Source organism: Mesorhizobium sp. (assembly GCF_965229135.1).
Classification (GTDB): domain Bacteria; phylum Pseudomonadota; class Alphaproteobacteria; order Rhizobiales; family Rhizobiaceae; genus Mesorhizobium.
Genome location: NZ_OZ245860.1, coordinates 803,231 through 825,678 on the forward strand (window position 1 = coordinate 803,231; position 22,448 = coordinate 825,678).

Sequence of the window (22,448 nt, forward strand, 5' to 3'; positions counted from 1 at the left end):
CATGATCTGGCGGGTTCAATTTCATCGCTTCGATCCGCGGCTTCTTCGGTTCTGGAAGAGGCGCTGACATGCTCGAAGTGTCGAACGCCACACTCCACTACGGCGCCGCCCAGGCGCTGCGTGGCGTGTCTCTGAAAGCGGATGCCGGCAAGATCACTTGCGTGCTGGGCCGCAACGGTGTCGGCAAGACAAGTTTGATGAGATCGATCGTTGGCCATCACCGGCTGACGAGCGGAAGCGTTGCCTTCGAGGGGAAGGCGCTCGACCGGAGCGCGGCGTATGACCGCGCCCAGTCGGGCATCGCATTCGTGCCGCAGGGCAGGGAGATCTTTCCGCTGCTCACGGTGCGGGAAAATCTCGAATCGGGCTTCGCGCCGCTGCGGCGTGCCGACCGCAATGTGCCAGCCTATGTGTTCGAACTGTTCCCGGTGCTTAAGCAGATGCTGTCGCGGCGCGGCGGCGACTTGTCCGGAGGGCAGCAGCAGCAGCTTGCCATTGGCAGAGCCTTGGTAATGAGACCGAAACTGCTCGTCCTGGACGAGCCGACCGAAGGCATCCAGCCGTCGATTATCAAGGATATCGGCCGCGCCATTCGCTATCTGCGTGACCAGGCGGGCATCGCCGTGTTGCTGGTCGAGCAATATCTGGATTTCTGCCGTGAGCTTGCCGACGAGGTCAACATCATGGACCGTGGCCAGATCGTCCATACTGGCCCCGCGGCAGATCTCGACCGGGCGGATGTGCGGAAATTCCTGACCGTATAGGCCTTCTGCCTATCTATTGTCATGCAACTCTGGTGTGCCGCAAGTTGCGTGTTAATCTTTGCTTGGCCTTGGTGAGTCGGCCGCTTTCCGTAACAGTCTCAGCGTGACAGATCAGGGGACGGCGCGGGCAGAGCCGGCAAGTTCCACGCAAGCAAGCTTTCCTAGCTTCCCTCCTGTGATCTGATTGTTGTTCAGCGCGTTAGGCACACAGGCCAGGGACAGCCTATGGAACATTTCGTCGAAGACCATCAGAAACGACGGCTCACCGAGCGTGTCGACATCATGACAGCCATCAATATCCTAAGATCTCAGGGATATGATCAGGACGAGGTCATCGAGGAGATGACCAAGGTCTTCTATGTAGACCTCGACGCCTACAATGAGGTCGTTTCGACATAAGGGCTGGCCTTCGCTCGAACTGCGTCAGCTGGCGCGGCGAAACGCAGAGGCGGCAACTCGGTTGCGGCCGTCGCGCTTGGCGTCATAGAGCGCCTTGTCGGCCGCGCTGAGCACCTTGTCGAAGCTCATGCCTTCGTTCGTGCCGAAGGCGAATCCCGCGCTGACCGTGCATGTCAGGGGACCATCCTCCGTTTCGATCCTGCACGCGGCGAAAGCGGTGCGTATGCGCTCCGCGGCTGCCTCGACAGTCTCAGGCAGGGTCCGTTTGAGCACCAGCGCGAATTCTTCTCCTCCCATCCGCGCGGCGACATCGGTCGAGCGAAGATTGCCGGTAAGTTCCCTGGCGAACACCCTCAGAACTTCATCGCCGGTGGCGTGGCCGAATTCATCGTTGATCGCCTTAAAGCTGTCGAGGTCGAAGACAACCACCGCCGTAAACGCACCGACAGGACCATTGCCGTGCAGGTCAAACAAGGCGCGACGGTTGAGCAGGCCCGTCAACGGGTCGGTCAGCGCATTGCGGCGATGATGCCTGGCAAGGCGTCCCTGGTTGAGCGCCAGGGACAGCGCGCCGATCCCGGTCATGCTGGCGATGACGATGATGAGGCTCAATTCCTCGGCCCAATTGCTTGGCGCATGTCCGAGGACAAGCTTTCCATCCCAGGCGAGAACAATCGCGCAAAGCGCGAAGGACATGGCGGTGGCGGAATAGAGTGCGGAGATGCCTATCGTCAGCGCTGGTGCTTCGTCGCGGCCTTTCCAGTATTCACGTGCCGTTGCAAACAGCAGCAAGGCCGCAAAACTGTTTTCAAACATAAAGCCCAGCCCGTCATAGCCAAGAGCCATGGGGGGCAGCGCCACGACCAGGGACATTCCGCCAAGTACCGTTCGCCGTGTCGGCGATCCGCCGGTTCTGAACTGGTGGGCCGCGCCCAGCATGGTCGAAAAGCCAAGCAGGAGAAAGGCAATGCTGGCAACGCCGAGCAGGCGCCCGGGCATGTCGATATAGGCGTCATAGACGAAGATGTCCCCGACCACCAACAACAGGCTGATCGCCCATGTCAGCAGGAAGCGCTCCGAGCGCGCCGTCAGCCACATGCCGAACAATGTCAGGCCCAGGCAGGCAGCGGAGAAACCGACAGCCAGCAGAAGTGAAGTGTAGTCGAGCGACATGCCCCTCTTTTCCCTGCCGGCGGCGGCTCCAGCGTTGCGGCTTGGCGTCGCGCATTCATGCAGCAAGGAAGTGTCGATAAGGTTACGATGGTGCGGAAGATGCCACGAATAGCTGCCTTGCTACGCTTTAAAAGCGTATGAGACAGGCTCGCTACGCGGCACAAAAAGGATCGATAGCCGGCAAATTATCGCCAGTCGACTAGGCGCTTCATCAACGCCATCGCCCCGAATGGCGCCCGAACCTTGCCCTCGGTGATGAAGTAGACGAACACGTCCCGCGGCTGGACTGGCGCCTCGGTTGAGGGGTCGGCACGCCGCAGGTCGTCCGGTTGCTTGCCTTGCGCCCAGGTCTTGGCCCGCTCGGCCCACTCATCGAGGCCCTTCGCCGTGTAGCAATCGGGATTGTCGTCGCTGCCGGTTTGCAGCCGTGCATAGACGAAATCACCGGTGACATCCGCGATATCAGGATATTTGGCGTGATCGGCATAGACGATGGCCGCCTTGTACTTGCGCGCCAGAGCCACGAATTCCGGCACGATGAAACTGTCGTTACGCACCTCAAGCGCGTGGCGGAGCGCGACGCCGTCCTGCCTTTCCGGCAGCAGTTTCAGAAAGGCCTCGAAATCATCCGGATCGAACTTCTTGGTCGGCGCGAACTGCCAGAGGATCGGCCCTAGTTTTTCACCAAGCGCCGCAACGCCAGAGCCCAGGAACCTCATCATGGATTCGCCGGCTTCCCCCAGCACGCGCCGGTTGGTGACGAAGCGGTTGCCCTTCAGCGAATAGACGAAACCGTCCGGCGCCTCACTTGCCCATTTGACGAAGGTCGGTTCCTTGAAGCTGGAATAATAGGTGCCGTTGACCTCGATGCTCGGCACCTGCCGAGTGGCATATTGCAACTGCTTGGCCTTCGATAACTTGTCCGGGTAGAAGGACGTGTCCCACGGTTCGAAGGTCCAGCCACCCATGCCGGAGCGGATTGTTCCCGATTTGCTCATTGTCGTCCTCCCGAATTCAGAAAAATCAGACCGTCGTGATCTGATCGACGGGTTTTGCCATGTGGACGAGCGTCCATCCTGCCCGGTACGGATTGGGACCGCGACCGGTCTCCCGATAGCCGTATGCCTGATAGATCGCGATGTTCCGTTCCATCCTGGCGTTGGTGAAGAGCCGCACTTCCGGCAAGCCCCAGCGTAGCGTTTGCTCGTCCGCTTGCCTGAGCAGCGAGACGCCGAAACCCTTGCCCTGAAAGCCGGGCGCAACCGCAACGCTGAAGATCAGGCTGTAATCCAAATGCCGTTCGAGAACCAGCAGGCCCGCCACGGATCCGTCTTCTTCGATGAGGGTGACTTCGCCCCGCGCAATTCGCGGGGCGTAATCCTCGGTGATCGGGAGTGGCGGACCGCCAAGCAAGGTGATGTAGTGCCCATAGGCAGCCTCTGTCAGCCGGACGATGGCGGCGAGATCGTCGGCAAGTGCGGGTCTGATATTCATGGCTGGCTGATGCTCATGGCTGGCTGGTGCCCGCAGCGGCTTGGATGACCTTTTCCATCCCCTCAGACATCGCAGTGACGGCATCGCGACTTGCATCGCCCAGGGCGTGACGCTCTGCAATCCAGTGAGGATCGTTGTAGGAAAGCCAGACCGTGCCTTGTTCGTCTTCCCAGGCAAGCGCCTTTACCGGCAGGTCGATGCCGGCTAGTTGCCTGTCCAGCATAAGCGGTGTGCCACCCTTGGGATTGCCGAAGATCAGCAATTCGGTGGGACGCAGCGATAAGCCGACATCGCGTGCGCCGGCCGCATGATCGATGCGCGCAAAGACGAGAAAGCCGGCTCGTTGCACGGTCTCGATCAGCCGGTCGATGGTTTCGGCCACGCCGAAGCGGGCCTGGATGGTGATGAGACCCTTGTCGGCCATCATTCCGCCGCTTCGCGCTTGCCTCCGGGGCGCCGCTCCAGCAGTTCCTTGAGGAACTGGCCAGTGTAGCTTCGCTTCTCGCGGACAATGGCTTCCGGCGTGCCGGAGGCGACAAGCTCGCCGCCACCGTCGCCGCCCTCGGGGCCCAGGTCGAGCACCCAGTCGGCAGTCTTGATGACTTCCAGATTGTGCTCGATGACCACCACGGTATTGCCCTGATCGACCAGTTCGTGCAGCACTTCCAGCAGCTTGGCGACATCGTGGAAATGCAGGCCGGTGGTTGGCTCGTCCAAAATGTAGAGCGTCTTGCCGGTCGCCTTGCGCGACAATTCCTTGGCGAGCTTGATGCGTTGCGCCTCGCCGCCCGACAACGTCGTCGCCTGCTGGCCGATGTGAATGTAACCGAGGCCGACCTGCTTGAGCGTGTCGAGCTTGTCGCGCACGGCAGGCACGGCGGCGAAGAAATCGACGCCTTCCTCGACCGTCATGTCAAGCACGTCGGCGATGGACTTGCCCTTGAACAGGACGTCGAGCGTCTCCCTGTTATAGCGCTTGCCGTGGCAGACGTCGCAGGTGACGTAGACGTCGGGCAGGAAGTGCATCTCGATCTTGATGACGCCGTCGCCCTGGCAAGCCTCGCAGCGGCCGCCCTTGACGTTGAACGAGAAACGGCCGGGCTGATAGCCGCGCGCCTTGGCCTCGGGCAGGCCGGCGAACCAGTCGCGGATCGGGGTGAAGGCGCCGGTATAGGTGGCCGGGTTCGAGCGCGGTGTGCGTCCGATCGGCGACTGGTCGATGTCGATGACCTTGTCGAGGAATTCGAGACCCTCGATGCGATCGTGTTCGGCCGGATGTTCGCGTGAGCCCATGATGCGGCGGGAGGCCGCCTTGAACAGCGTCTCGATCAGGAAGGTCGACTTGCCGCCGCCCGACACGCCGGTGACGGCGGTGAAGGTACCCAGCGGGATTTCGGCGGTGACGTTCTTCAGGTTGTTGCCGCGCGCGCCGACCACCTTCAGCCGACGACCCTTCTTCGCTTCACGCCGCACGCCCGGCGTTGCCACCTCCAGTTCGCCCGACAGATATTTGCCGGTGATCGAATTGGGATTGGCCATCACCTGCCGCGGAGTTCCCTGCGCGATGATCTCGCCGCCATGGATGCCGGCTGCCGGTCCCATGTCGACGACATAGTCGGCGTGCAGGATGGCGTCCTCGTCATGCTCGACCACGATCACCGTGTTGCCGATGTCTCGCAAATGTTTGAGCGTCTCGAGCAAACGTGCGTTGTCGCGCTGGTGCAGGCCGATCGACGGCTCGTCCAGCACATAGAGCACGCCGGTGAGGCCAGAGCCGATCTGCGACGCCAGGCGAATGCGCTGGCTTTCGCCACCCGAGAGCGTGCCGGAATTGCGCGACAAGGTCAGGTAGTCGAGCCCGACATCGTTGAGGAAGCGCAGCCGCTCGCGAATCTCCTTGAGCACGCGCACCGCGATCTCGTTCTGCTTGTCGTTGAGAGCGCCGGGCAGGTCGGTGAACCACTGGTCGGCCTTGCGGATCGACAACTCGGTGACCTCGCCAATGTGCTTGCCTGCGATTTTCACGGCCAGCGACTCGGGCTTCAGCCGGTAGCCCTTGCAGACAGGGCAGGGCGTGGCCGACATGAAGCGCTCGATCTCCTCGCGCATCCATGCGGATTCGGTCTCCTTCCAGCGCCTCTCCAGATTGGGAATGACGCCCTCGAAGGTCTTTGTCGTCTTGTAGGAGCGCAAGCCGTCATCATACTGGAAAGTGACTTCACGCTCGCCGGTGCCACGCAGGATGGCCTCCTGGGCCTCAGCGGTCAGGTCCTTGAACTTGTCGCCGAGCTTGAAGCCATAGGCCTTGCCAAGCGCTTCCAGCGTTTGAGAATAATAGGGCGAGGTCGACTTTGCCCAAGGGCTGACGGCGCCATCGCGCAGCGAGACATTTTCGTCGGGAACGATCAGGCTGGCGTCGATGGCTCGCTGGCTGCCGAGACCATCGCAGGTCGGGCAGGCGCCGAACGGATTGTTGAAAGAGAAAAGCCGCGGCTCGATTTCCGGAATGGTGAAGCCGGATACCGGACAAGCGAACTTTTCCGAGAACAAGATGCGCTCATGCGTCTCGTTCTTGGACTTGTTGACCGAGTCCGCGCCGGTCTGGCTGGCATCGAGCGGCTTGTCGGCGAACTCGGCCACGGCCAGCCCTTCGGCCAGCTTCAGCGCGGTTTCGATGGAATCGGCAAGTCGCGTCGCCAGGTCTCCGCGCACGACAATGCGGTCGACGACGACGTCGATGTCATGCTTGTATTTCTTGTCCAGCGCCGGCACGTCGGCGATCTCGTAGAATACGCCATCGACCTTGACGCGCTGAAATCCCTTCTTCTGAAGCTCCAGCAGTTCCTTGCGGTATTCGCCTTTGCGGCCGCGCACCATCGGCGCCAGGATGAACAGGCGGGTGCCTTCTTCGACGGCCAGCACGCGGTCGACCATCTGGCTGACTGTCTGGCTCTCGATCGGCAAGCCGGTGGCCGGCGAATAGGGCACGCCGACACGCGCGAAAAGGAGGCGCATATAGTCGTAGATCTCGGTGACGGTGCCGACCGTCGATCGCGGGTTCTTCGAGGTGGTCTTCTGCTCGATGGAGATGGCGGGAGAAAGGCCGTCGATCTGGTCGACGTCCGGCTTCTGCATCATTTCGAGGAATTGCCGCGCATAGGCCGAAAGGCTTTCGACATAGCGCCGCTGACCTTCGGCATAAATGGTGTCAAAGGCGAGCGATGACTTGCCGGATCCCGACAGGCCAGTCATGACGATAAGGCTGTCACGCGGCAGGTCGAGATCGACGTTCTTCAGATTGTGTTCGCGCGCCCCGCGAATGGAAAGATATTTATGGTCGGCCATCGCCGGTCGCCGCCTCAAATTTTGAATTCGTGGGATTGGCGGGTTTTCCCGACCATCCCCTATGTAGGTATTATTGCCGCAACGTCGAGGGACACCGCGGTTCTCGACGAATTCGTTTAACCGTCTTTCCTGCGAAGGGGCAAGCGGAAAGAACAAAGGCCGAACACGCTCCTGACAAAAGCGGCTTGTCAAACGGCCTCTCTAAGCGTCTCAACGATCACATTTTTCATAACCGGCTATTGAAAGGTTGACGTCCCCGCGTCAGGGGAGCAGACTCCGAACGTCAACGAAGCCGGCCGTCTTTCGATGGCCTCGCCGCCCAGGGGGCGGCCTGCGAGACGCCGCAGGCATCCGCGATTTGCGCTTCGAACGACAAATGTCGAAACGGACAGAGGAGCGGAGCCATGACGCCACCGGATAGTCCCCATGGGTTCCAGGTATCACTGGAACCGCGGCAGGCATAAGTGTCAGGGCTTCAGCGTTTGCGCCGCCCGACAAACCGTGACCTGCCGGTCCCCACGAAAATCAAAGACTGCTAGTCGGGTCGTCGGCTGAACGCCGCGAAGCATCCGAAGTGAAAGTCGGAAGGACTCCCTCCGACAAATTGGATTCGATATCCAATAGGCCCCGACCGTTTGCGGAAGCAGCGGCGGGGTCGTTTGTTTGAAGCTTGCTTTGTTTGATGCGGGAGATCGAAGCGCCGCAGGCTTTGGCCTACCGGTTGGAAGGCTTGATTCCGCCGGCGCCGACATCCACGGTGATGCTGCCGGAGATCCTGACATCCGTGTTGCCGATCCTGAACTGGCCGTTCCCACTGCCGGGGAGCGCGTCGTCGGGTTCAGGCTGAGGTGCGGGTTTGGCGATACGATAGTCGCCGGTCACACCGGGCAGGGCGCCGTTCTGAGCCGGCGCCTGACCGTCTTCGGCATATGCCGCGCCGCAAGCCATGGTTGCGGTTACGGCGATGCCAACGATCAGTCGGTTCAACCCAATGTGTGACGTTTTTCCGAGCATCGGCGAACTATAGTGCCGTGACCGGAGCGAAACCAGAGCGGCGTCGGCAAAAAAGGCAGCCAGCTGATCGACTTCTGCTCAGCTCGCGAGCTCTCGGTCGTCATGCCGCCTGTTTGCGCGTGTCAAAAACATGGTCGACGATACCCCATTCCCTGGCCTCGCGAGCGGTCATGAAATGGTCGCGGTCCAGCGTGCGTTCGACCTCTTCATAGGTGCGCCCGCAATGCCGGGCGTAGAGCTCGGTCATGTGGCGCTTTGTCCGCCCAATGCGCTCGGCATGACGCTGGATGTCGGAGGCCTGGCCCTGGAAGCCGCCCAACGGCTGGTGCAGCAGGATGGTGGCGTTGGGCAGTGAGATGCGGCGCCCTGGTGTACCGGCCATGAGCAGGAATGAACCCATCGACGCGGCAAATCCCATGCACACCGTCGACACCGGGCAGCTGATGTATTGCATCGTGTCGTAGATGGCGAAGCCGCTGGTCACCACGCCGCCAGGCGAGTTGATGTAGAGCGATATCTCCTTGTCGGGATTGTCCGATTCGAGTGAAAGCAGCTGGGCGCAGACCAGCGCCGACATGTCGTCGTTGACCTCTCCGTTGATGAAGATGATGCGCTCGCGCAGAAGCCTCGAGAAAATGTCGAAGGCGCGTTCGCCGCGGCTCGACTGCTCGATCACCATCGGCACCAGACTGGCGACACCACTCATGGCCTTCATCTCCATTGTCCTTGTTCAAGCCGCGCGCAGCATCGGCGGATGGGTGTTCGCGGCGATAGGCTTCCTGGAATTGCCCAACCCCAGCGAAAGCCGGCAGTTGGCGCCGGCCATGGCAACAGCCGGCATCGCCTTGCGGCCAAACCCGTCATGGACAATGCGCAGATGCGTCCCGCCGGTAACGGTGCGCGCGAGTGTGAACGTAACGGTGCTGTCGAGTGCGTCCTGGCGCGTGGCATCGCGGTGCCGCTCCCGCCAGGAATAACGCAACAGCCGCCCGGGCTCGGCGTCGAGGATTTCGCATTCTATCGTTGCCTCTGGCCCGGCGAAGGAAAACCGGCTGCCGGCCTGGGGCCTGATGTCGTTCGGCATCATCCAGGCTGCGAGCAGTTCTGGCACGGTCAGCGCCCGCCACACCTTTTCCGGCGGCTCGGGAAGGTCGTACTCGAACTCGATCGCATCCTGGGCGTTCTTGTCCTGGCTTTCGGCGATCATTGATTTCGTGTCCCTCATTGATCCATGTCCTTTAAAACCGTCTTCAGCTTTTCGATCCGCTCCGGCCAGAAGGCGCGGTAGCGATCGATCCAGGAGAGCAGGGGAGCGAGCCCCCGCGGGTCGGCGCGGTAATAGGCGTTGCGGCCGGCTCGCCGCTCGATCACGAGGCCGGCGCCTCTTAGCACAGCCAGATGCTGGGACACGGCCGGCTGCGACACCGTCAGCCCGTTGCGCAGCTCGGACACGCTCATCTCGTTTGTGGCGAGACGCTCGAATACGGCACGGCGTGTGGGGTCCGCCAGGGCCCGGAAAATCTCAGCTTCGATCATGATGAAAGCATAAGTGTATACTTATCGATTTGGCAAGCGCTCTTTTCGAACCCATATGAGTTTGCCAGGCACTGCCGCCATTCCTTGACAATAAGCGGCTATGCATATAGGAACGAAAAGAGAACAAAAACCTTGTGGGAAAAGGCAGCCACGGCAGGCGAGGATTGTCCGCAGCCTGTAAGGTACGCCAACAAAAATGTGTTTCGGATGAGCGCGGAGAAGTATCATGGCGGGTAGCGTCAACAAGGTCATTCTGGTGGGCAATCTCGGCGCGGACCCCGAGATCCGGCGCCTGAACTCGGGCGAACCGGTGGTCAACATCCGCATTGCGACGTCCGAAAGCTGGCGCGACAAGAATTCCGGCGAGCGCAAGGAAAAGACCGAGTGGCACAACGTCGTCATCTTCAACGACCAACTCGCCAAGGTGGCCGAGCAGTACTTGAAGAAGGGCATGAAGGTGTATGTCGAGGGCCAGTTGCAGACACGCAAATGGCAGGACCAGACCGGTGCCGACAAGTACACGACGGAAGTCGTGCTGCAGAAATTCCGTGGCGAGCTGCAGATGCTCGACGCGCGCGGACAAGGCGAGGGCGGCCAGGTCGGCGGGTATTCCGGTGGCGGCAGCAGCCGTGGTTCCGACTTCGGCCAGTCCAGCCCGAATGAGGGCTTCAACCGTGGCGGCGGCGCCCCCAGGGGTGGCGGCGGTGGCGGTTCGTCGCGCGAGCTGGACGACGAAATCCCGTTCTGATCGCAATGCGATCCTGAACGGCGAGTGCAACTTTGGTTAAGCATGGTGCCCCGAGAGTCCTATGGACTTTCGGGGTTTTGCATTGATGACCGGCGTCTGAGCGATCAAGGAAATTGAGGGAAGGGCGAGTTCGGTGAAGGCACGGGTAAAATGGGTCGAGGAGCGTACCTTTGTCGGCGAGTCCGGCAGCGGCCACAAGTTGGTTCTTGGCACGGCGGTCGGACCGGACGGCAAGACGCCGGGACCGAGCCCGATGGAATTGCTGCTGATCGGCACGGGCGGCTGTTCGGCCTATGACGTCGTTCATATCCTCGAAAAGGGCCGCGAGGCGGTCGAGGACTGCGTCGTCGAACTCGACGCCGGCCGGGCGGAGACCGAGCCCAGGGTGTTCACCCGTATCCACATGCATTTCGTCGTCAAGGGCCGGGCGCTTTCGCACGACAAGGTGAAACGGGCGATCGACCTGTCGATCGAGAAATATTGCTCGGCCTCGGCGATGATGGCGAAGACCGCCACGCTCACCCACGATTTCGAAGTGATCGACACGACGGCCAAGTAGCTGGGCAGCAGCTTCGCCCACAAGACAGTGCGCTAGCCTGCCATCAGCGCCTTGATCCCATCGGCGACGAACTGCACGGCCAGAGCCGCCAAGATGACGCCGAGCAGCCGCGTCAGGATCGAGCGGCCGGTCTGTCCGAGGATGCGGTCGATGCGTTCCGACAGCACGAACACTAGATAGGTGATGACCAAGCATACAAAGATGATGCCGACCAGCGCCGCCTGGGCGGCGAAGCCCTGGAATGAGCCCGACAACAAGACCGTGGCCGAGATCGCGCCGGGGCCGGCGATCAGCGGGATCGCCAGAGGGAAGGCGGCGATGTTGTGGATCATATCCTTGGTGATGGCGACGTCGCCGATCTTCTCCTTGCGGTCCTGCCGGCGCTCGAACACCATTTCGAAGGCGATGAAGAACAGCAGGAAGCCGCCGGCGACGCGGAAGGCAGGCAGCGTGATCCCGAACACCGACAGGATCGACGCACCGGCGACCGCGAACAGCGCCATCACCAGGAAGCCGATGATCGAGGCCCGGACGGAAACCTGCCGGCGCTCCTCGCGGTTCATGCCGCGCGTCACGGCAAGGAACAGAGGCGCCAGGCCGGGCGGATCGATGGTCACGAGAATGGTGACAAAGGCATTGAACAGGCTGTCGAAGCTCGGCATCTGATCTCCCCACCGGGCCGCGCCAGAACTGGCCCGAACCAGCCTATTGGTAGAGCAAAGCTGGTTCAGGGGAAACTGTGAGCGTGGCGGAAATTCATAGGCGCCGAACTGATAGCGACCGGCCGATCTCGCTTGCCGAACGCGCGGGTGAGGCCGTGACCAGCCGCTACCATTCCCCGCGCACATTCCGGCAGGTCGTGGGGATGACGCCCTATCAACTGCCGCTGTGGACACGCCCGGACAAGGCAGCCATTCGCTTGCGTGCCTCGGACGATGCGACCTCGTCGATCTCTCCGCATGCTGGCTTGACCGGGCTGCCGATCTTCAACCGCCGCTTCCGACAACTGACGGGGAGACATCAGCTGGCTATCGAGGCCACCGTCGGTCATGGCGTTGAAGACGGTGCCCGTGGTCGTTTCGCACGAAGCTCAATCCGATGTCGGGCCGCACCAGCCGGGCAGATAATCCGCGTCCTTGCCCTTGGCCAGGGTCAAAGCTCCCTTCATGGCCTTGTCGAAGTTTTTCGCCACTTCGTCCTTGGTGATGCGCCGGCGCAGGAAATCGGCCCAGATGAACTCGGCGAACGGTGTCGTGTCCTTGGCGTAGCCACCGAGGCGGCGTAATTCGCCAGCCATGCTTCGGTAGGGATCATCGACAAGCTCGGCGATGGTCTTGGGAATGGCGGCGTAGTCGCGGCGCTGTCCGTTTTCATCGAACGGGTGCATCCAGCCGCGATTGTCGAGCACGAAAAGGAAGGCGTCCTTGTCGAGCGCCGACAGATCACTGATCACCGTCACAAGCACATCCCTGACGCCCTCCTCAAGCAGGGCGCGGGCCAGATGGTGATGGTCGGTGACATAATGGCGTCCCTTAGGCCCGATCACTGCCGGCACCATATGGGAGCCAAGGAACGTGCTGGTCTTCCTGACGCTCTGCGCCCGGATCATCTGCCGCTTCAGCGCCACTTCGCGCATGCCCACGGTGATCTGCGTCGGTCGCAGTTCTTTCACCGGAACGGGTTTCAGCAGGGGTTCCCTCTGGATTGCGGTGCTGGAGGGTGTCATGTCGGGCTTCCCTGTTTTTCCGGCGATTGGCTGGAATGCAATGTGCGGACGGCGTCATCAACGCTGTGAAAGACGTGCTGCGGGCCGATCAGGTCGGTGATGCCGAACCGCGCCAGCGCAGCCTGGGCCCGCAGCGATTCCATCCGGGCGATGGCAAAGGTCACGCCTTCGCTTTGGCAGTAGGCAATCGTTTCGATCAGTGCCTGCGCGGCGGTATAGTCGATTTCGACGACGTTGCTGGCCTCCAGAACGACCAGTTTCAGGCTACCGCGCCTTGCGTCGATCATGCCGCGCACGCCTAGTTTGAAGCGGTCAGCATTGACAAAGGACAGTGGCGCCTGAAATGCGGCGACCAGGACACCAGGCAGTTGGTCGCCAATATTGGCGGCGGCCGGTGGCCACCAGATCGACGTGCCGTGAACCTTCGCCAATTCGATGGGCTGGGTGCGCGTTGCGCTCCAGATTCCGTGCAGCAGTGAAAGGCCGATGCCGATCGCCACGCCGGTCTGGATGGGCAATGCGACGATGGCGACCATGGTCACGATGATCAGGGCGAACTCGACCGGCGCCTGCCGGTAGACATTGGCAAACACCTGCCATCGCAGGATCCGTTGGGCGACGAACAGCAGCACGCCAGCAAGAGCCGCCTGCGGAACATTGGCGAGCAGGTTGCCGCCAAAGGCGCCGAGAGCGAGCACGATTGCGGCCGCGACGATACTTGCCAACTGCGAATGACCGCCTGTCTGTGCGACGATGGCGGTGCGCGGCGGGCTGGCATTGACCGGAAATGCGCCAAGCAGGCCCGCGGCGATGCTGCCTGCCCCAACGCCAATGAAATCCCGGTTGACGTCAGGGGCATCGCCCTGTTGCGAGACGAAAGAGCGTGAAGTGGCCGCTGTCTGCACCATGACGACGATGGCGATCAGCAATGCCAGGGGGATCAATGCCCGCGCGTCGTCAAGGCTGACCAGCGGCAAGCCGGCCCGCGGCAGGCCGTTCGGCAAGGCACCGAGCACCGCCACGCCGCGATCTGCCAGACCGAAGGCGATGACGGCCGCGGTCGCCAGCACCACGCCGATCAGGGCGCCGGGTATGCGGGCACTCATACGCTCGGCGACGAACACGATCGCGAACACGCCAAAGCCCAGCGCGAGACTGTAGGGATTGGTGAGATGAAGGTTTTCGGCGATCTCGCCGACGCGCCGCAGGGTTTCCCCGGTCTCCGCCGGCAGGCCGAGCAAGCCCGGCAACTGCGAAACGATGATGTGGATCGCGATGCCGGCCAGGAAGCCGGTGGTGACCGGCACCGACAGGAGGTCGGCAACCCAGCCAAGACGAAAGACGCCGCTGACCGCCACGATCAGCCCGACCAGCAGGGCCAGCACTCCCGCAAGCGCCAGATAATGCGGGGAGCCGGTCGTGGCGAGCAGCGCGAGGCTACCCGCGAACAGCGGCGTAATGGTTGAATCCGCCCCCGCCGACAGGTGGCGGTTGGCTCCGAACACGGCAAAGGCGACCGAACCGGCGACAAAGGCGAAGAAGCCTATCTCCGGCGCGAAGCCGCCAAGACGGGCTGTCGCCATCTGTTCGGGAATGGCTATGGCGGCCAGCGTGATGCCCGCGACGATGTCGCCATTGATATCCTTCGGGACCCAGCCGCTCAACGATCGGAACGGCAGCCACGGGGATAGAGTCATCGCGCTGTTGGCTTTCACTCGAGAAGCACGCTCAATTCCATGCTTTGCTTCGAGAGCCATGAAAAACGCCTTGGCCATATCGTCGCAATGAGCGGTATCCTTTTGAATTTACCACCGAAATGGACACTGGAAAAGTGCCGGGAATGTTGGAGTTTCGGCGTCGCTTCCTATATAAGCGGAAAGTGATTCCTGATTAGATTGTGATCCGATTTGACCGACCAAAAAACACCGCGCGGCGCCGACGGCGGCCCCACAGGCATCGAGCCGATATCCATCATCGAGGAGATGCAGCGCTCGTACCTCGATTACGCGATGAGCGTGATCGTCAGCCGCGCGCTGCCGGACGTGCGCGACGGACTGAAGCCGGTGCATCGCCGGATTCTCTACGCCGCCCATGAGAGCGGCTACCACTGGAATCGCAAATATGTGAAGTCGGCGCGCCCGGTCGCCGACGTGATGGGTAAGTACCATCCGCATGGCGACGCCTCGATCTATGACGCCTTGGTGCGCATGGCGCAGGACTGGTCGCTGCGAGTGCCGCTGATCGACGGGCAAGGCAATTTCGGCTCGATCGACGGCGATCCGCCGGCGGCGATGCGCTACACGGAATCGCGGCTTACCAAGGTCGCGCATGAACTGCTCGAGGATATCGACAAGGACACCGTCGATTTCCAAGACACTTACGATGCTTCCGACACCGAGCCGAAGGTTTTGCCGGCGCGGTTTCCCAACCTTCTGGTCAACGGTTCGGGCGGCATTGCCGTCGGCATGGCCACCAACATCCCGCCGCACAATCTCAGCGAGATCTGCAACGGCGCGATCGCCATCATCGACAATCCGGCGATCGACCTGCCGGCACTGATGGAGATCATCCCGGGCCCCGATTTCCCGACCGGCGGCATCGTGCTTGGCCGCTCCGGCATCTACAGCGCGTATTCGACCGGCCGCGGCTCCGTCGTCATGCGCGGCAAGGTCAACATCGAACAACGCGGCAATGACCGCGAGTCGATCATCATCACCGAGGTTCCCTACCAGGTGAACAAGTCGTCGATGATCGAGAAGATGGCCGAACTGGTGCGTGACAAGCGCATCGAAGGCATTTCCGATATTCGCGACGAGAGCGATCGCCAGGGCTACCGCGTCGTCATCGAGTTGAAGCGCGACGCCGTCGCCGACGTCATCTTGAACCAGCTCTATCGCTTCACACCGCTGCAGACGTCCTTTGGCGCCAATATGGTGGCGCTGAACGGTGGCAAGCCGGAACTGATGACGCTGACCGACATGCTGAAGGCGTTTGTGTCCTTCCGCGAAGAGGTGATCACCCGGCGCACGAAATTCCTGCTGCGCAAGGCCCGCGACCGCGCCCATGTGCTGGTCGGCCTTGCGATCGCTGTTGCCAATATCGATGAAGTCATAAAACTGATCCGCACCGCGCCGGATCCGCAAACGGCGCGCGAGCAGTTGATGGAACGGCGCTGGCCGTCCGGCGACGTCGAATCGCTGATCCTTTTGATCGACGATCCGCGTCATCGTATCAATGAGGACGGCACCTACAATCTGTCCGAGGAGCAGGCCCGCGCCATCCTCGAACTGCGCCTGCAGCGCCTGACCGCGCTTGGCCGCGACGAGATCGCCGACGAGTTGAACACGATCGGCGCCGAGATCATCGACTATCTCGACATCCTGTCGTCCCGCGCCCGCGTCCAGCAGATCGTCAAGGACGAACTCGCCGCCGTGCGCGACGAGTTCGGCACGCCGCGCCGCACCGAACTCACCGACGGTGGATCGGACATGGAAGACGAGGACCTGATCCAGCGCGAGGACATGGTCGTGACGGTGAGCCATTCCGGCTACATCAAGCGTGTGCCTTTGTCGCTCTACCGCGCACAGCGCCGTGGCGGCAAGGGTCGCTCGGGCATGTCGACCAAGGAGGAGGATTTCGTTACCCGCCTGTTCGTGGCCAACACGCACACGCCGGTGCTGTTCTTCTCCTCGCGCGGCATCGTCTACAAGGAAAAAGTCTGGCGGCTGCCGATAGGCAACCCGCAATCGCGCGGCAAGGCGTTGATCAACATGCTGCCCCTGGAACAGGGCGAACGCATCACCACGATCATGCCGCTGCCGGAGGACGAGACGAGCTGGGGCGAACTCGACGTCATGTTCGCCACGACGCGCGGCACGGTGCGCCGCAACAAACTTTCGGATTTTGTCCAGGTCAATCGCAATGGCAAGATCGCTATGAAGCTGGAGGAGGAAGGCGACGAAATTCTCGGCGTCGAGACCTGCACCGACAATGACGATGTGCTGCTGACCGCAAGCTCGGGCCAGTGCATCCGGTTCCCGGTAGGCGACGTGCGTGTCTTCCAGAGCCGCAACTCTGTGGGCGTTCGTGGCATCGCCATGGCGGACACCGATAGGGTGATTTCCATGGCGGTGATCGAGAATGTCGATGCCCCGCCAGCCGAACGCGCCGCCTATCTCAAGCGGGCGGCGGCTGAACGGCGGCTTGCCGCCGGCGAAGAGGAGGAGATCGCGCTGACCAACGAAGAGGTTGGCGAGGAGACGGAGCTTTCCGACGAACGCTACGAGTTCCTGAAGCAGCATGAGAAGTACGTGCTGACAGTGACCGAATACGGCTACGGCAAGCGGTCTTCGTCCTATGACTTCCGTCTGACCGGTCGCGGCGGCAAGGGTATTCGTGCCACCGACGTGTCCAAGACAGCCGAGATCGGCAGGCTGGTGGCGACCTTCCCGGTCGGCAATGATGACCAGATCATGCTGGTTTCGGATGGTGGTACTGTGATCCGCGTGCCGGTCAACGGCATCCGGTTCGCCAGCCGCGCCACCAAGGGCGTAACCATCTTCAATACGGCGGAAGGTGAAAAGGTCGTGTCGGTGGAGCGGATTTCCGAGCCGCAATCGGAAGAAGAGGTTGAAGACAACTCTGCTTCCGAAGGTGGGCCGACTGACGGTGCCGCGCCGGATGGCGCGCAATAATTCCGGATACGGAAACGCCGGCCCCAGGGGGCCGGCGCGGCAATAAGGCAACTTACTCTAACGGCAACAAAACTCTACCGGCACAAACTCTGATGGTTCAGAAGTGGCGATACGGCTTGCGTATGCCGAACCCTTCGAACCGCTTCGAGTTAACCCTGGCGCGGACCCTCTGCGCTTCCTGATGCAGCCCGAATGCGGTGGCGATCAGCATGGCGACGGTCATTGCGGTGGCGAGCATGTAGATCAGCATTTGCGTGTTCTCCTGCAGCCTATAACGGTTAGATGGGACTTTGGTTTCATCCTATGAAGCGGCAATCTAGTGAACGCTGCGTGAAGCATTCGTGATCAGCCCGTTCATCTGTCGTTCATGCGGGCGAAAAGGTTCACGCCCTACTCGCCAATCGGATTTGCCTTTGCGAGAGAGGCTCGCTAGAAGCACCTCCCATGATTGAACGCATCGCCCTTTACGCTGGCTCCTTCGACCCGCTCACCAATGGCCATCTCGATGTGCTCAAGGCGTCGCTGGCCGTGGCGGACATCGTCTATGCCGCGATCGGCATCCACCCGGGCAAGAAGCCGCTGTTTTCCTTCGAGGAACGTGTCGGGCTGATCGAGGCAGCGACAAAAGCGGAATTCGGCGCTGACGGGGCGCGCATCAAGGTGGTCGCTTTCGACGGCCTGGTCATTGATGCAGCCAGAAAAGAGGGCGCATCGATCATGATCCGCGGCCTGCGGGACGGCACCGACCTCGACTACGAGATGCAGATGGCCGGCATGAACGAAACCATGGCGCCGGAATTGCAGACTGTGTTTCTGCCCGCCAGTCCCTCGGTGCGCACCATTACCGCCACACTTGTCCGCCAGATAGCCTCGATGGGCGGCGACATCCGCCCCTTCGTGCCGGTGGCGGTTGCCGGCGCGCTCACCGCAAAATTCGCGAAATAAGATCCCGGAGATAACAAATGCAGCTCAAAAGGCTCGCCTCGTTCCTTATCGTGTTCGCCGGTCTCGTGACGGCGTCCGTCTCAGCCTTTGCCGCCGAGCCGGAGAACACCATGATCATCACACTGAAGGACGGTGACGTGACCATCGCGCTCAGGCCCGACCTCGCGCCGAAGCATGTCGCGCAGATCAAGAAGCTGGTGCGCCAGGGCGCTTACGACAACGTCGCCTTCCACCGTGTCATCGACGGCTTCATGGCGCAGACCGGCGACGTCAAGTTCGGCAACATGAAGAAGGGTTTCAGCGCCGATGCGGTTGGCACCGGCGGCTCCGACCTTCCGGACCTGCCGGCGGAATTCTCCAACACCGAGCACTTCAAGCGCGGCGCGGTCGGCATGGCCCGTTCGCAGGATCCGAACTCGGCCAATTCGCAATTCTTCATCATGTTCGCGCCAGCGCCTAACCTCGATGGCCAGTATACCATCGTGGGCAATGTCGTCAGCGGCATGGATCTGGTCGACAAGATCAAGAAGGGCGACGAGGCCAACAATGGGAGCGTCACGGATCCCGATCGCATGATCAAGGTGCGCATCGCCGCTGATGGCAAGTAAATCTGTTCATTTTCAAAAGGATATCTGACATGGCTGAGATCAAGGACCGCGAGAACGCGCTCATCATGGAGACGACGAAGGGCAATGTCGTCATCGAACTGTTTCCCGATCTGGCGCCTGGCCACGTCGCCCGCATCAAGGAACTGGCGCGCGAAGGCGCCTATGACGGCGTGGTGTTCCACCGCGTCATCGAGGGTTTCATGGCGCAGACCGGCGACGTGAAGTTCGGCAATTCGAGCAAATCCACTTTTGCTCCGTCCCGTGCCGGCATGGGCGGCTCGGAGAAGCCTGACTTGAAGGCTGAATTCTCCAACGCCAATCATGGCCGTGGCACCTGCTCGATGGCGCGTTCGCAGAACCCGAACTCGGCTAACTCGCAGTTCTTCATCTGCTTCGACGATGCCGCATTCCTCAACCGCCAGTACACGGTCTGGGGCCAGGTCATCGAAGGCATGGACAATGTCGACAAGATCAAGCGCGGCGAACCGGTCGTCGACCCCGACAAGATCGTGTCGCTGAAGGTCGCGGCCGACGTCAAGTAAGGTGGAACGACAATGATGGGCGTCGTCTGGTCGCTTCTCGGCATCCTATCCGGCGCCTTCATTGCCATTCAGGCACCGATCAATTCGCAGCTGGCGCGCGGTCTGGGTCTCCCGGTCGCAGCGGCTGCGTTTTCGTTCCTGTCGGGGGCCGTCGTGCTCGGCATCATCTCCGTCACCGTGGTGAAGCTGCAGGGCATATCGCTCGACTGGAAGGCGCCGGCGCCCTGGCTGTTTGTGGCCGGCGGCATGCTCGGCGGGTTCTACGTCACGCTGTCCACGATCCTGACGCCGCGCATCGGCGCTGCCGCCCTGATGGCGTTCCTCGTTGCTGGCCAGTTGCTGGCCGGCATGCTCATTGACCGCGTCGGCTTCCTCGGCGTCGCCGTGCGCGAGATGTCACTCGGCCGTATCGCGGGCGCGGTGCTGCTCTTAGCCGGAGCGCTGCTCGTCCGGTTGTTTTAATTCCATGCGCGTCGATCTCTTTGACTTTGAACTGCCGGAGGAGCGCATTGCGCTGCGACCGGCGGAACCGCGCGACAGCGCCAGGATGCTTGTCGTCAGGCCGGGTGAAGGACTGGAAGATCGGATCGTTCGCGACCTGCCTTCGCTGCTGAGGGCCGGTGATGTGCTGGTCTTCAACGACACCAAGGTCATTCCTGCCCAGTTGAAGGGCATAAGGCGTCGCGGGGAAGCCGTCGCGCAGGTCGAAGCCACGCTGCATATGCGCATGGCTGGCGATCGCTGGCTGGCTTTCATGCGGCCGGGCAAGCGGATCGCCGCCGGCGATCGCATTCATTTCGGGCATGACGGCAATTCATGCTTGCTCGGCCAGCTCGACGCTACGGTGATCGAGAAGGGCGAGGGCGGCGAAGTGCTGCTCGGCTTCGACCTTTCCGGTGCATTCCTCGACGAGGCGCTGCATGCGGTCGGGCACATTCCGCTGCCGCCCTATATTGCCTCCAAGCGCCACGACGACGAGCGTGACCGCAGCGACTATCAGACCATCTATGCAAGGGAGGAGGGGGCCGTTGCCGCCCCCACGGCGGGCCTGCATTTCACGCCAGAGCTTTTCGCGGCGCTCGATGCAAAGGGTGTGGAGCGCCGTTTCGTGACGCTGCATGTCGGCGCCGGCACGTTCCTTCCCGTGAAGGCCGACGATACCGCCGATCACAAAATGCATGCCGAGACGGGTTCGGTGGGCCAAGAAACCGCCGATGCGCTGAACGCGGCAAAGGCGAGGGGCGGGCGCGTCATTGCCGTCGGCACGACGTCGCTGCGCCTGCTGGAGAGTGCCGCACGCCCAGATGGCACCATGCCGGCCTGGTCGGGCCCGACGGATATTTTCATCACGCCAGGCTACCGCTTTCGCACCGCCGACATGCTGATGACCAATTTCCATCTGCCGCGCTCGACCCTCTTCATGCTGGTCTCGGCGTTCAGCAGCCTCAAGACGATGCGCGCGGCGTATGCGCATGCCATCGAGAACCGCTACAGATTCTACTCCTATGGAGACGCTAGCCTGCTTTATCGAGCGGAGGACTCTCCAGACCCGCCGTTGCAAGGAATTCAATGACCGACGCGTTCACCTTCAAGGTTCTGGCGACCGATGGGAAAGCGCGTCGCGGTGCGATCACCATGCCGCGCGGCGAAATCCGCACGCCCGCTTTCATGCCCGTCGGTACGGGCGGCACCGTCAAGGCGATGTATATGGACCAGGTGCGCGGCGTCGGCGCCGATATCATCCTGGGCAACACCTACCATTTGATGCTGCGGCCCGGTGCCGAGCGCGTGGCGCGGCTCGGCGGCCTGCATGAGTTCGCCCGCTGGCCGCATCCGATCCTGACCGACTCTGGCGGTTTCCAGGTCATGTCGCTGTCGAAGCTGAGAAAGCTCACCGAAAAAGGCGTGACCTTCCGCTCGCATATTGATGGCGCCGCTTACGAAATGTCGCCGGAGCGTTCGATCGAGATCCAAGGGCTGCTCGATTCCGACATCCAGATGCAGCTCGACGAATGCACCGCGCTGCCGGCCGAGACGAAAGAGATCCAGCGTGCCATGGAGCTGTCGCTGCGCTGGGCCGAGCGCTGCAAGGCGGCGTTCGGCGATCAACCCGGCAAGGCAATGTTCGGCATCGTGCAAGGCGGCGACAACGCCGATTTGCGTGTGCGTTCGGCGCAAGCTTTGAGCGCGATGGATTTGAAAGGTTACGCTGTCGGCGGCCTGGCCGTGGGCGAGCCGCAAGCCGTGATGCTCGAGATGCTCGACATCACCTGCCCCGAACTGCCGGCGGACAAGCCACGCTATCTGATGGGCGTCGGGACGCCCGATGACATTTTGAAATCGGTGGCGCGCGGCATCGACATGTTCGACTGCGTGATGCCGACGCGAGCCGGCCGCCATGGCCTTGCCTACACAAGGCGCGGCAAGGTCAATCTGCGCAACGCCCGCCATGCCGATGATCCGCGCCCGCTCGACGAGGAAAGCGACTGCCCGGCCGCGCGCGATTATTCGCGTGCCTACCTGCATCATCTGGTGCGTTCGCAGGAGGCGCTGGGCGCAATGCTTCTCACCTGGAACAATCTCTCGTATTATCAGACGCTTATGCAGGACATTCGTGCAGCGCTCGAGGTCGGCGCGTTCGAAGCGCGAGCCGGAGAAATCTCCGAGGCCTGGGCCAAGGGCGACCTGCCGCCGCTTTGAGGCCGAGGTTCGCTCGCGAACTGTTTTGAAACGACTGCAGGGTAACCATGCCCCTGGTGTTTTCAGGCAAGGGCCAAGAACCTGTTCCTCTCGGGGCAAGCTTCCATTCCGGCCATAGAGGCGCGGACGCAAGAAGTCGCAGGGTCCCGCCATTCGGTGGCGGTCCCGAAGCGATGGGCCACATACCTGCCAATCCTGCTG

Annotated in this window: 24 protein-coding genes; 11 read left to right on the forward strand and 13 right to left on the reverse strand. The window is 61.8% G+C overall.

Annotated elements, in window-relative coordinates; genetic code table 11:
• The first annotated feature begins 68 nt into the window (after nucleotides 1-68).
• On the forward strand, nucleotides 69-764 hold the full coding sequence (gene urtE / locus ACO07C_RS03850) for an urea ABC transporter ATP-binding subunit UrtE (protein WP_421912909.1): 696 nt from the start codon (nucleotides 69-71) through the stop codon (nucleotides 762-764).
• A 225-nt stretch (nucleotides 765-989) separates the two neighbouring features.
• Nucleotides 990-1,163 (forward strand): hypothetical protein, encoded by a 174-nt coding sequence (locus tag ACO07C_RS03855; protein ID WP_421912910.1) that lies wholly within the window; start codon nucleotides 990-992, stop codon nucleotides 1,161-1,163.
• 24 nt (nucleotides 1,164-1,187) lie between these two features.
• On the opposite strand, the gene ACO07C_RS03860 is transcribed toward ACO07C_RS03855, so the two are convergent.
• The 9 genes from ACO07C_RS03860 to ACO07C_RS03900 form a co-directional block, all read right to left on the reverse strand.
• Nucleotides 1,188-2,336 carry a GGDEF domain-containing protein gene (locus ACO07C_RS03860; protein ID WP_421912911.1) on the reverse strand — a complete coding sequence of 383 codons (1,149 nt, stop codon included), beginning with the start codon at nucleotides 2,334-2,336 and terminating at the stop codon, nucleotides 1,188-1,190.
• Between the two features lie 185 nt (nucleotides 2,337-2,521).
• Nucleotides 2,522-3,334: a DUF72 domain-containing protein gene (locus ACO07C_RS03865; RefSeq protein ID WP_421912912.1), complete on the reverse strand. Its 813-nt coding sequence runs from the start codon at nucleotides 3,332-3,334 to the stop codon at nucleotides 2,522-2,524.
• A gap of 25 nt (nucleotides 3,335-3,359) precedes the next feature.
• Entirely contained in the window at nucleotides 3,360-3,830 is a 471-nt protein-coding gene (locus ACO07C_RS03870) for a GNAT family N-acetyltransferase (RefSeq protein WP_421912913.1), read from the reverse strand.
• A gap of 13 nt (nucleotides 3,831-3,843) precedes the next feature.
• Nucleotides 3,844-4,257, reverse strand: coding sequence for a DUF302 domain-containing protein (locus tag ACO07C_RS03875; RefSeq protein WP_421912914.1), 414 nt, complete (start codon nucleotides 4,255-4,257; stop codon nucleotides 3,844-3,846).
• Nucleotides 4,254-7,175 (reverse strand): excinuclease ABC subunit UvrA, encoded by a 2,922-nt coding sequence (uvrA, locus tag ACO07C_RS03880; protein WP_421912915.1) that lies wholly within the window; start codon nucleotides 7,173-7,175, stop codon nucleotides 4,254-4,256. The genes ACO07C_RS03875 and uvrA overlap by 4 nt, the downstream gene beginning before the upstream one ends.
• A 714-nt stretch (nucleotides 7,176-7,889) precedes the next feature.
• A complete protein-coding gene (locus tag ACO07C_RS03885) occupies nucleotides 7,890-8,123 on the reverse strand; it encodes a hypothetical protein (protein WP_421917433.1) in 234 nt (77 codons plus the stop codon).
• Between the two features lie 166 nt (nucleotides 8,124-8,289).
• Complete coding sequence (locus ACO07C_RS03890; RefSeq protein ID WP_421912916.1) at nucleotides 8,290-8,895, reverse strand: ATP-dependent Clp protease proteolytic subunit; 606 nt, start codon at nucleotides 8,893-8,895, stop codon at nucleotides 8,290-8,292.
• A 24-nt stretch (nucleotides 8,896-8,919) separates the two neighbouring features.
• On the reverse strand, nucleotides 8,920-9,414 hold the full coding sequence (locus tag ACO07C_RS03895; RefSeq protein ID WP_421912917.1) for an SRPBCC family protein: 495 nt from the start codon (nucleotides 9,412-9,414) through the stop codon (nucleotides 8,920-8,922).
• Nucleotides 9,411-9,725, reverse strand: a complete 315-nt coding sequence (locus tag ACO07C_RS03900) for an ArsR/SmtB family transcription factor (protein ID WP_421912918.1) — start codon at nucleotides 9,723-9,725, stop codon at nucleotides 9,411-9,413. Before ACO07C_RS03900 ends, ACO07C_RS03895 begins: the two co-directional genes overlap by 4 nt.
• Nucleotides 9,726-9,951: 226 nt before the next feature.
• Between ACO07C_RS03900 and ACO07C_RS03905 the strand changes: the two genes are divergently transcribed.
• Nucleotides 9,952-10,473 (forward strand): single-stranded DNA-binding protein, encoded by a 522-nt coding sequence (locus ACO07C_RS03905; protein ID WP_421912919.1) that lies wholly within the window; start codon nucleotides 9,952-9,954, stop codon nucleotides 10,471-10,473.
• Nucleotides 10,474-10,606: 133 nt separating this feature from the next.
• Nucleotides 10,607-11,032 (forward strand): OsmC family protein, encoded by a 426-nt coding sequence (locus ACO07C_RS03910; RefSeq protein WP_421912920.1) that lies wholly within the window; start codon nucleotides 10,607-10,609, stop codon nucleotides 11,030-11,032.
• Nucleotides 11,033-11,064: 32 nt separating this feature from the next.
• Here the strand turns inward: ACO07C_RS03910 and ACO07C_RS03915 are convergent, their stop codons facing one another.
• The 3 genes from ACO07C_RS03915 to ACO07C_RS03925 form a co-directional block, all read right to left on the reverse strand.
• A complete protein-coding gene (locus ACO07C_RS03915) occupies nucleotides 11,065-11,694 on the reverse strand; it encodes a MarC family protein (RefSeq protein ID WP_421912921.1) in 630 nt (209 codons plus the stop codon).
• A gap of 428 nt (nucleotides 11,695-12,122) precedes the next feature.
• Entirely contained in the window at nucleotides 12,123-12,758 is a 636-nt protein-coding gene (locus ACO07C_RS03920) for a ParB-like protein (protein ID WP_421912922.1), read from the reverse strand.
• The gene (locus ACO07C_RS03925; RefSeq protein WP_421912923.1) at nucleotides 12,755-14,455 is read right to left on the reverse strand and encodes a SulP family inorganic anion transporter; all 1,701 of its coding nucleotides are present in this window, start codon (nucleotides 14,453-14,455) and stop codon (nucleotides 12,755-12,757) included. Before ACO07C_RS03925 ends, ACO07C_RS03920 begins: the two co-directional genes overlap by 4 nt.
• 210 nt (nucleotides 14,456-14,665) lie before the next feature.
• On the opposite strand from ACO07C_RS03925, the gene gyrA reads away from it, so the two are divergent.
• Nucleotides 14,666-17,452, forward strand: a complete 2,787-nt coding sequence (gene gyrA / locus ACO07C_RS03930; RefSeq protein WP_421912924.1) for a DNA gyrase subunit A — start codon at nucleotides 14,666-14,668, stop codon at nucleotides 17,450-17,452.
• A 97-nt stretch (nucleotides 17,453-17,549) separates the two neighbouring features.
• Here gyrA and ACO07C_RS03935 read toward each other — a convergent pair whose 3' ends face one another.
• Nucleotides 17,550-17,702, reverse strand: a complete 153-nt coding sequence (locus ACO07C_RS03935) for a hypothetical protein (RefSeq protein ID WP_421912925.1) — start codon at nucleotides 17,700-17,702, stop codon at nucleotides 17,550-17,552.
• Nucleotides 17,703-17,896: 194 nt separating this feature from the next.
• On the opposite strand from ACO07C_RS03935, the gene coaD reads away from it, so the two are divergent.
• The 6 genes from coaD (at nucleotide 17,897) to tgt (ending at nucleotide 22,247) form a co-directional block, all read left to right on the forward strand.
• Nucleotides 17,897-18,397, forward strand: coding sequence for a pantetheine-phosphate adenylyltransferase (coaD, locus tag ACO07C_RS03940; protein ID WP_421912926.1), 501 nt, complete (start codon nucleotides 17,897-17,899; stop codon nucleotides 18,395-18,397).
• A gap of 110 nt (nucleotides 18,398-18,507) precedes the next feature.
• Nucleotides 18,508-19,005, forward strand: coding sequence for a peptidylprolyl isomerase (locus ACO07C_RS03945; protein ID WP_421917434.1), 498 nt, complete (start codon nucleotides 18,508-18,510; stop codon nucleotides 19,003-19,005).
• A gap of 29 nt (nucleotides 19,006-19,034) precedes the next feature.
• A complete protein-coding gene (locus tag ACO07C_RS03950; protein WP_354458722.1) occupies nucleotides 19,035-19,547 on the forward strand; it encodes a peptidylprolyl isomerase in 513 nt (170 codons plus the stop codon).
• Nucleotides 19,548-19,559: 12 nt separating this feature from the next.
• Nucleotides 19,560-20,009, forward strand: coding sequence for a DMT family transporter (locus tag ACO07C_RS03955; protein WP_421912927.1), 450 nt, complete (start codon nucleotides 19,560-19,562; stop codon nucleotides 20,007-20,009).
• Between the two features lie 4 nt (nucleotides 20,010-20,013).
• Entirely contained in the window at nucleotides 20,014-21,120 is a 1,107-nt protein-coding gene (gene queA, locus ACO07C_RS03960; RefSeq protein WP_421912928.1) for a tRNA preQ1(34) S-adenosylmethionine ribosyltransferase-isomerase QueA, read from the forward strand.
• On the forward strand, nucleotides 21,117-22,247 hold the full coding sequence (gene tgt / locus ACO07C_RS03965) for a tRNA guanosine(34) transglycosylase Tgt (protein ID WP_421912929.1): 1,131 nt from the start codon (nucleotides 21,117-21,119) through the stop codon (nucleotides 22,245-22,247). Before queA ends, tgt begins: the two co-directional genes overlap by 4 nt.
• The last annotated feature ends 201 nt before the right edge of the window (nucleotides 22,248-22,448 follow it).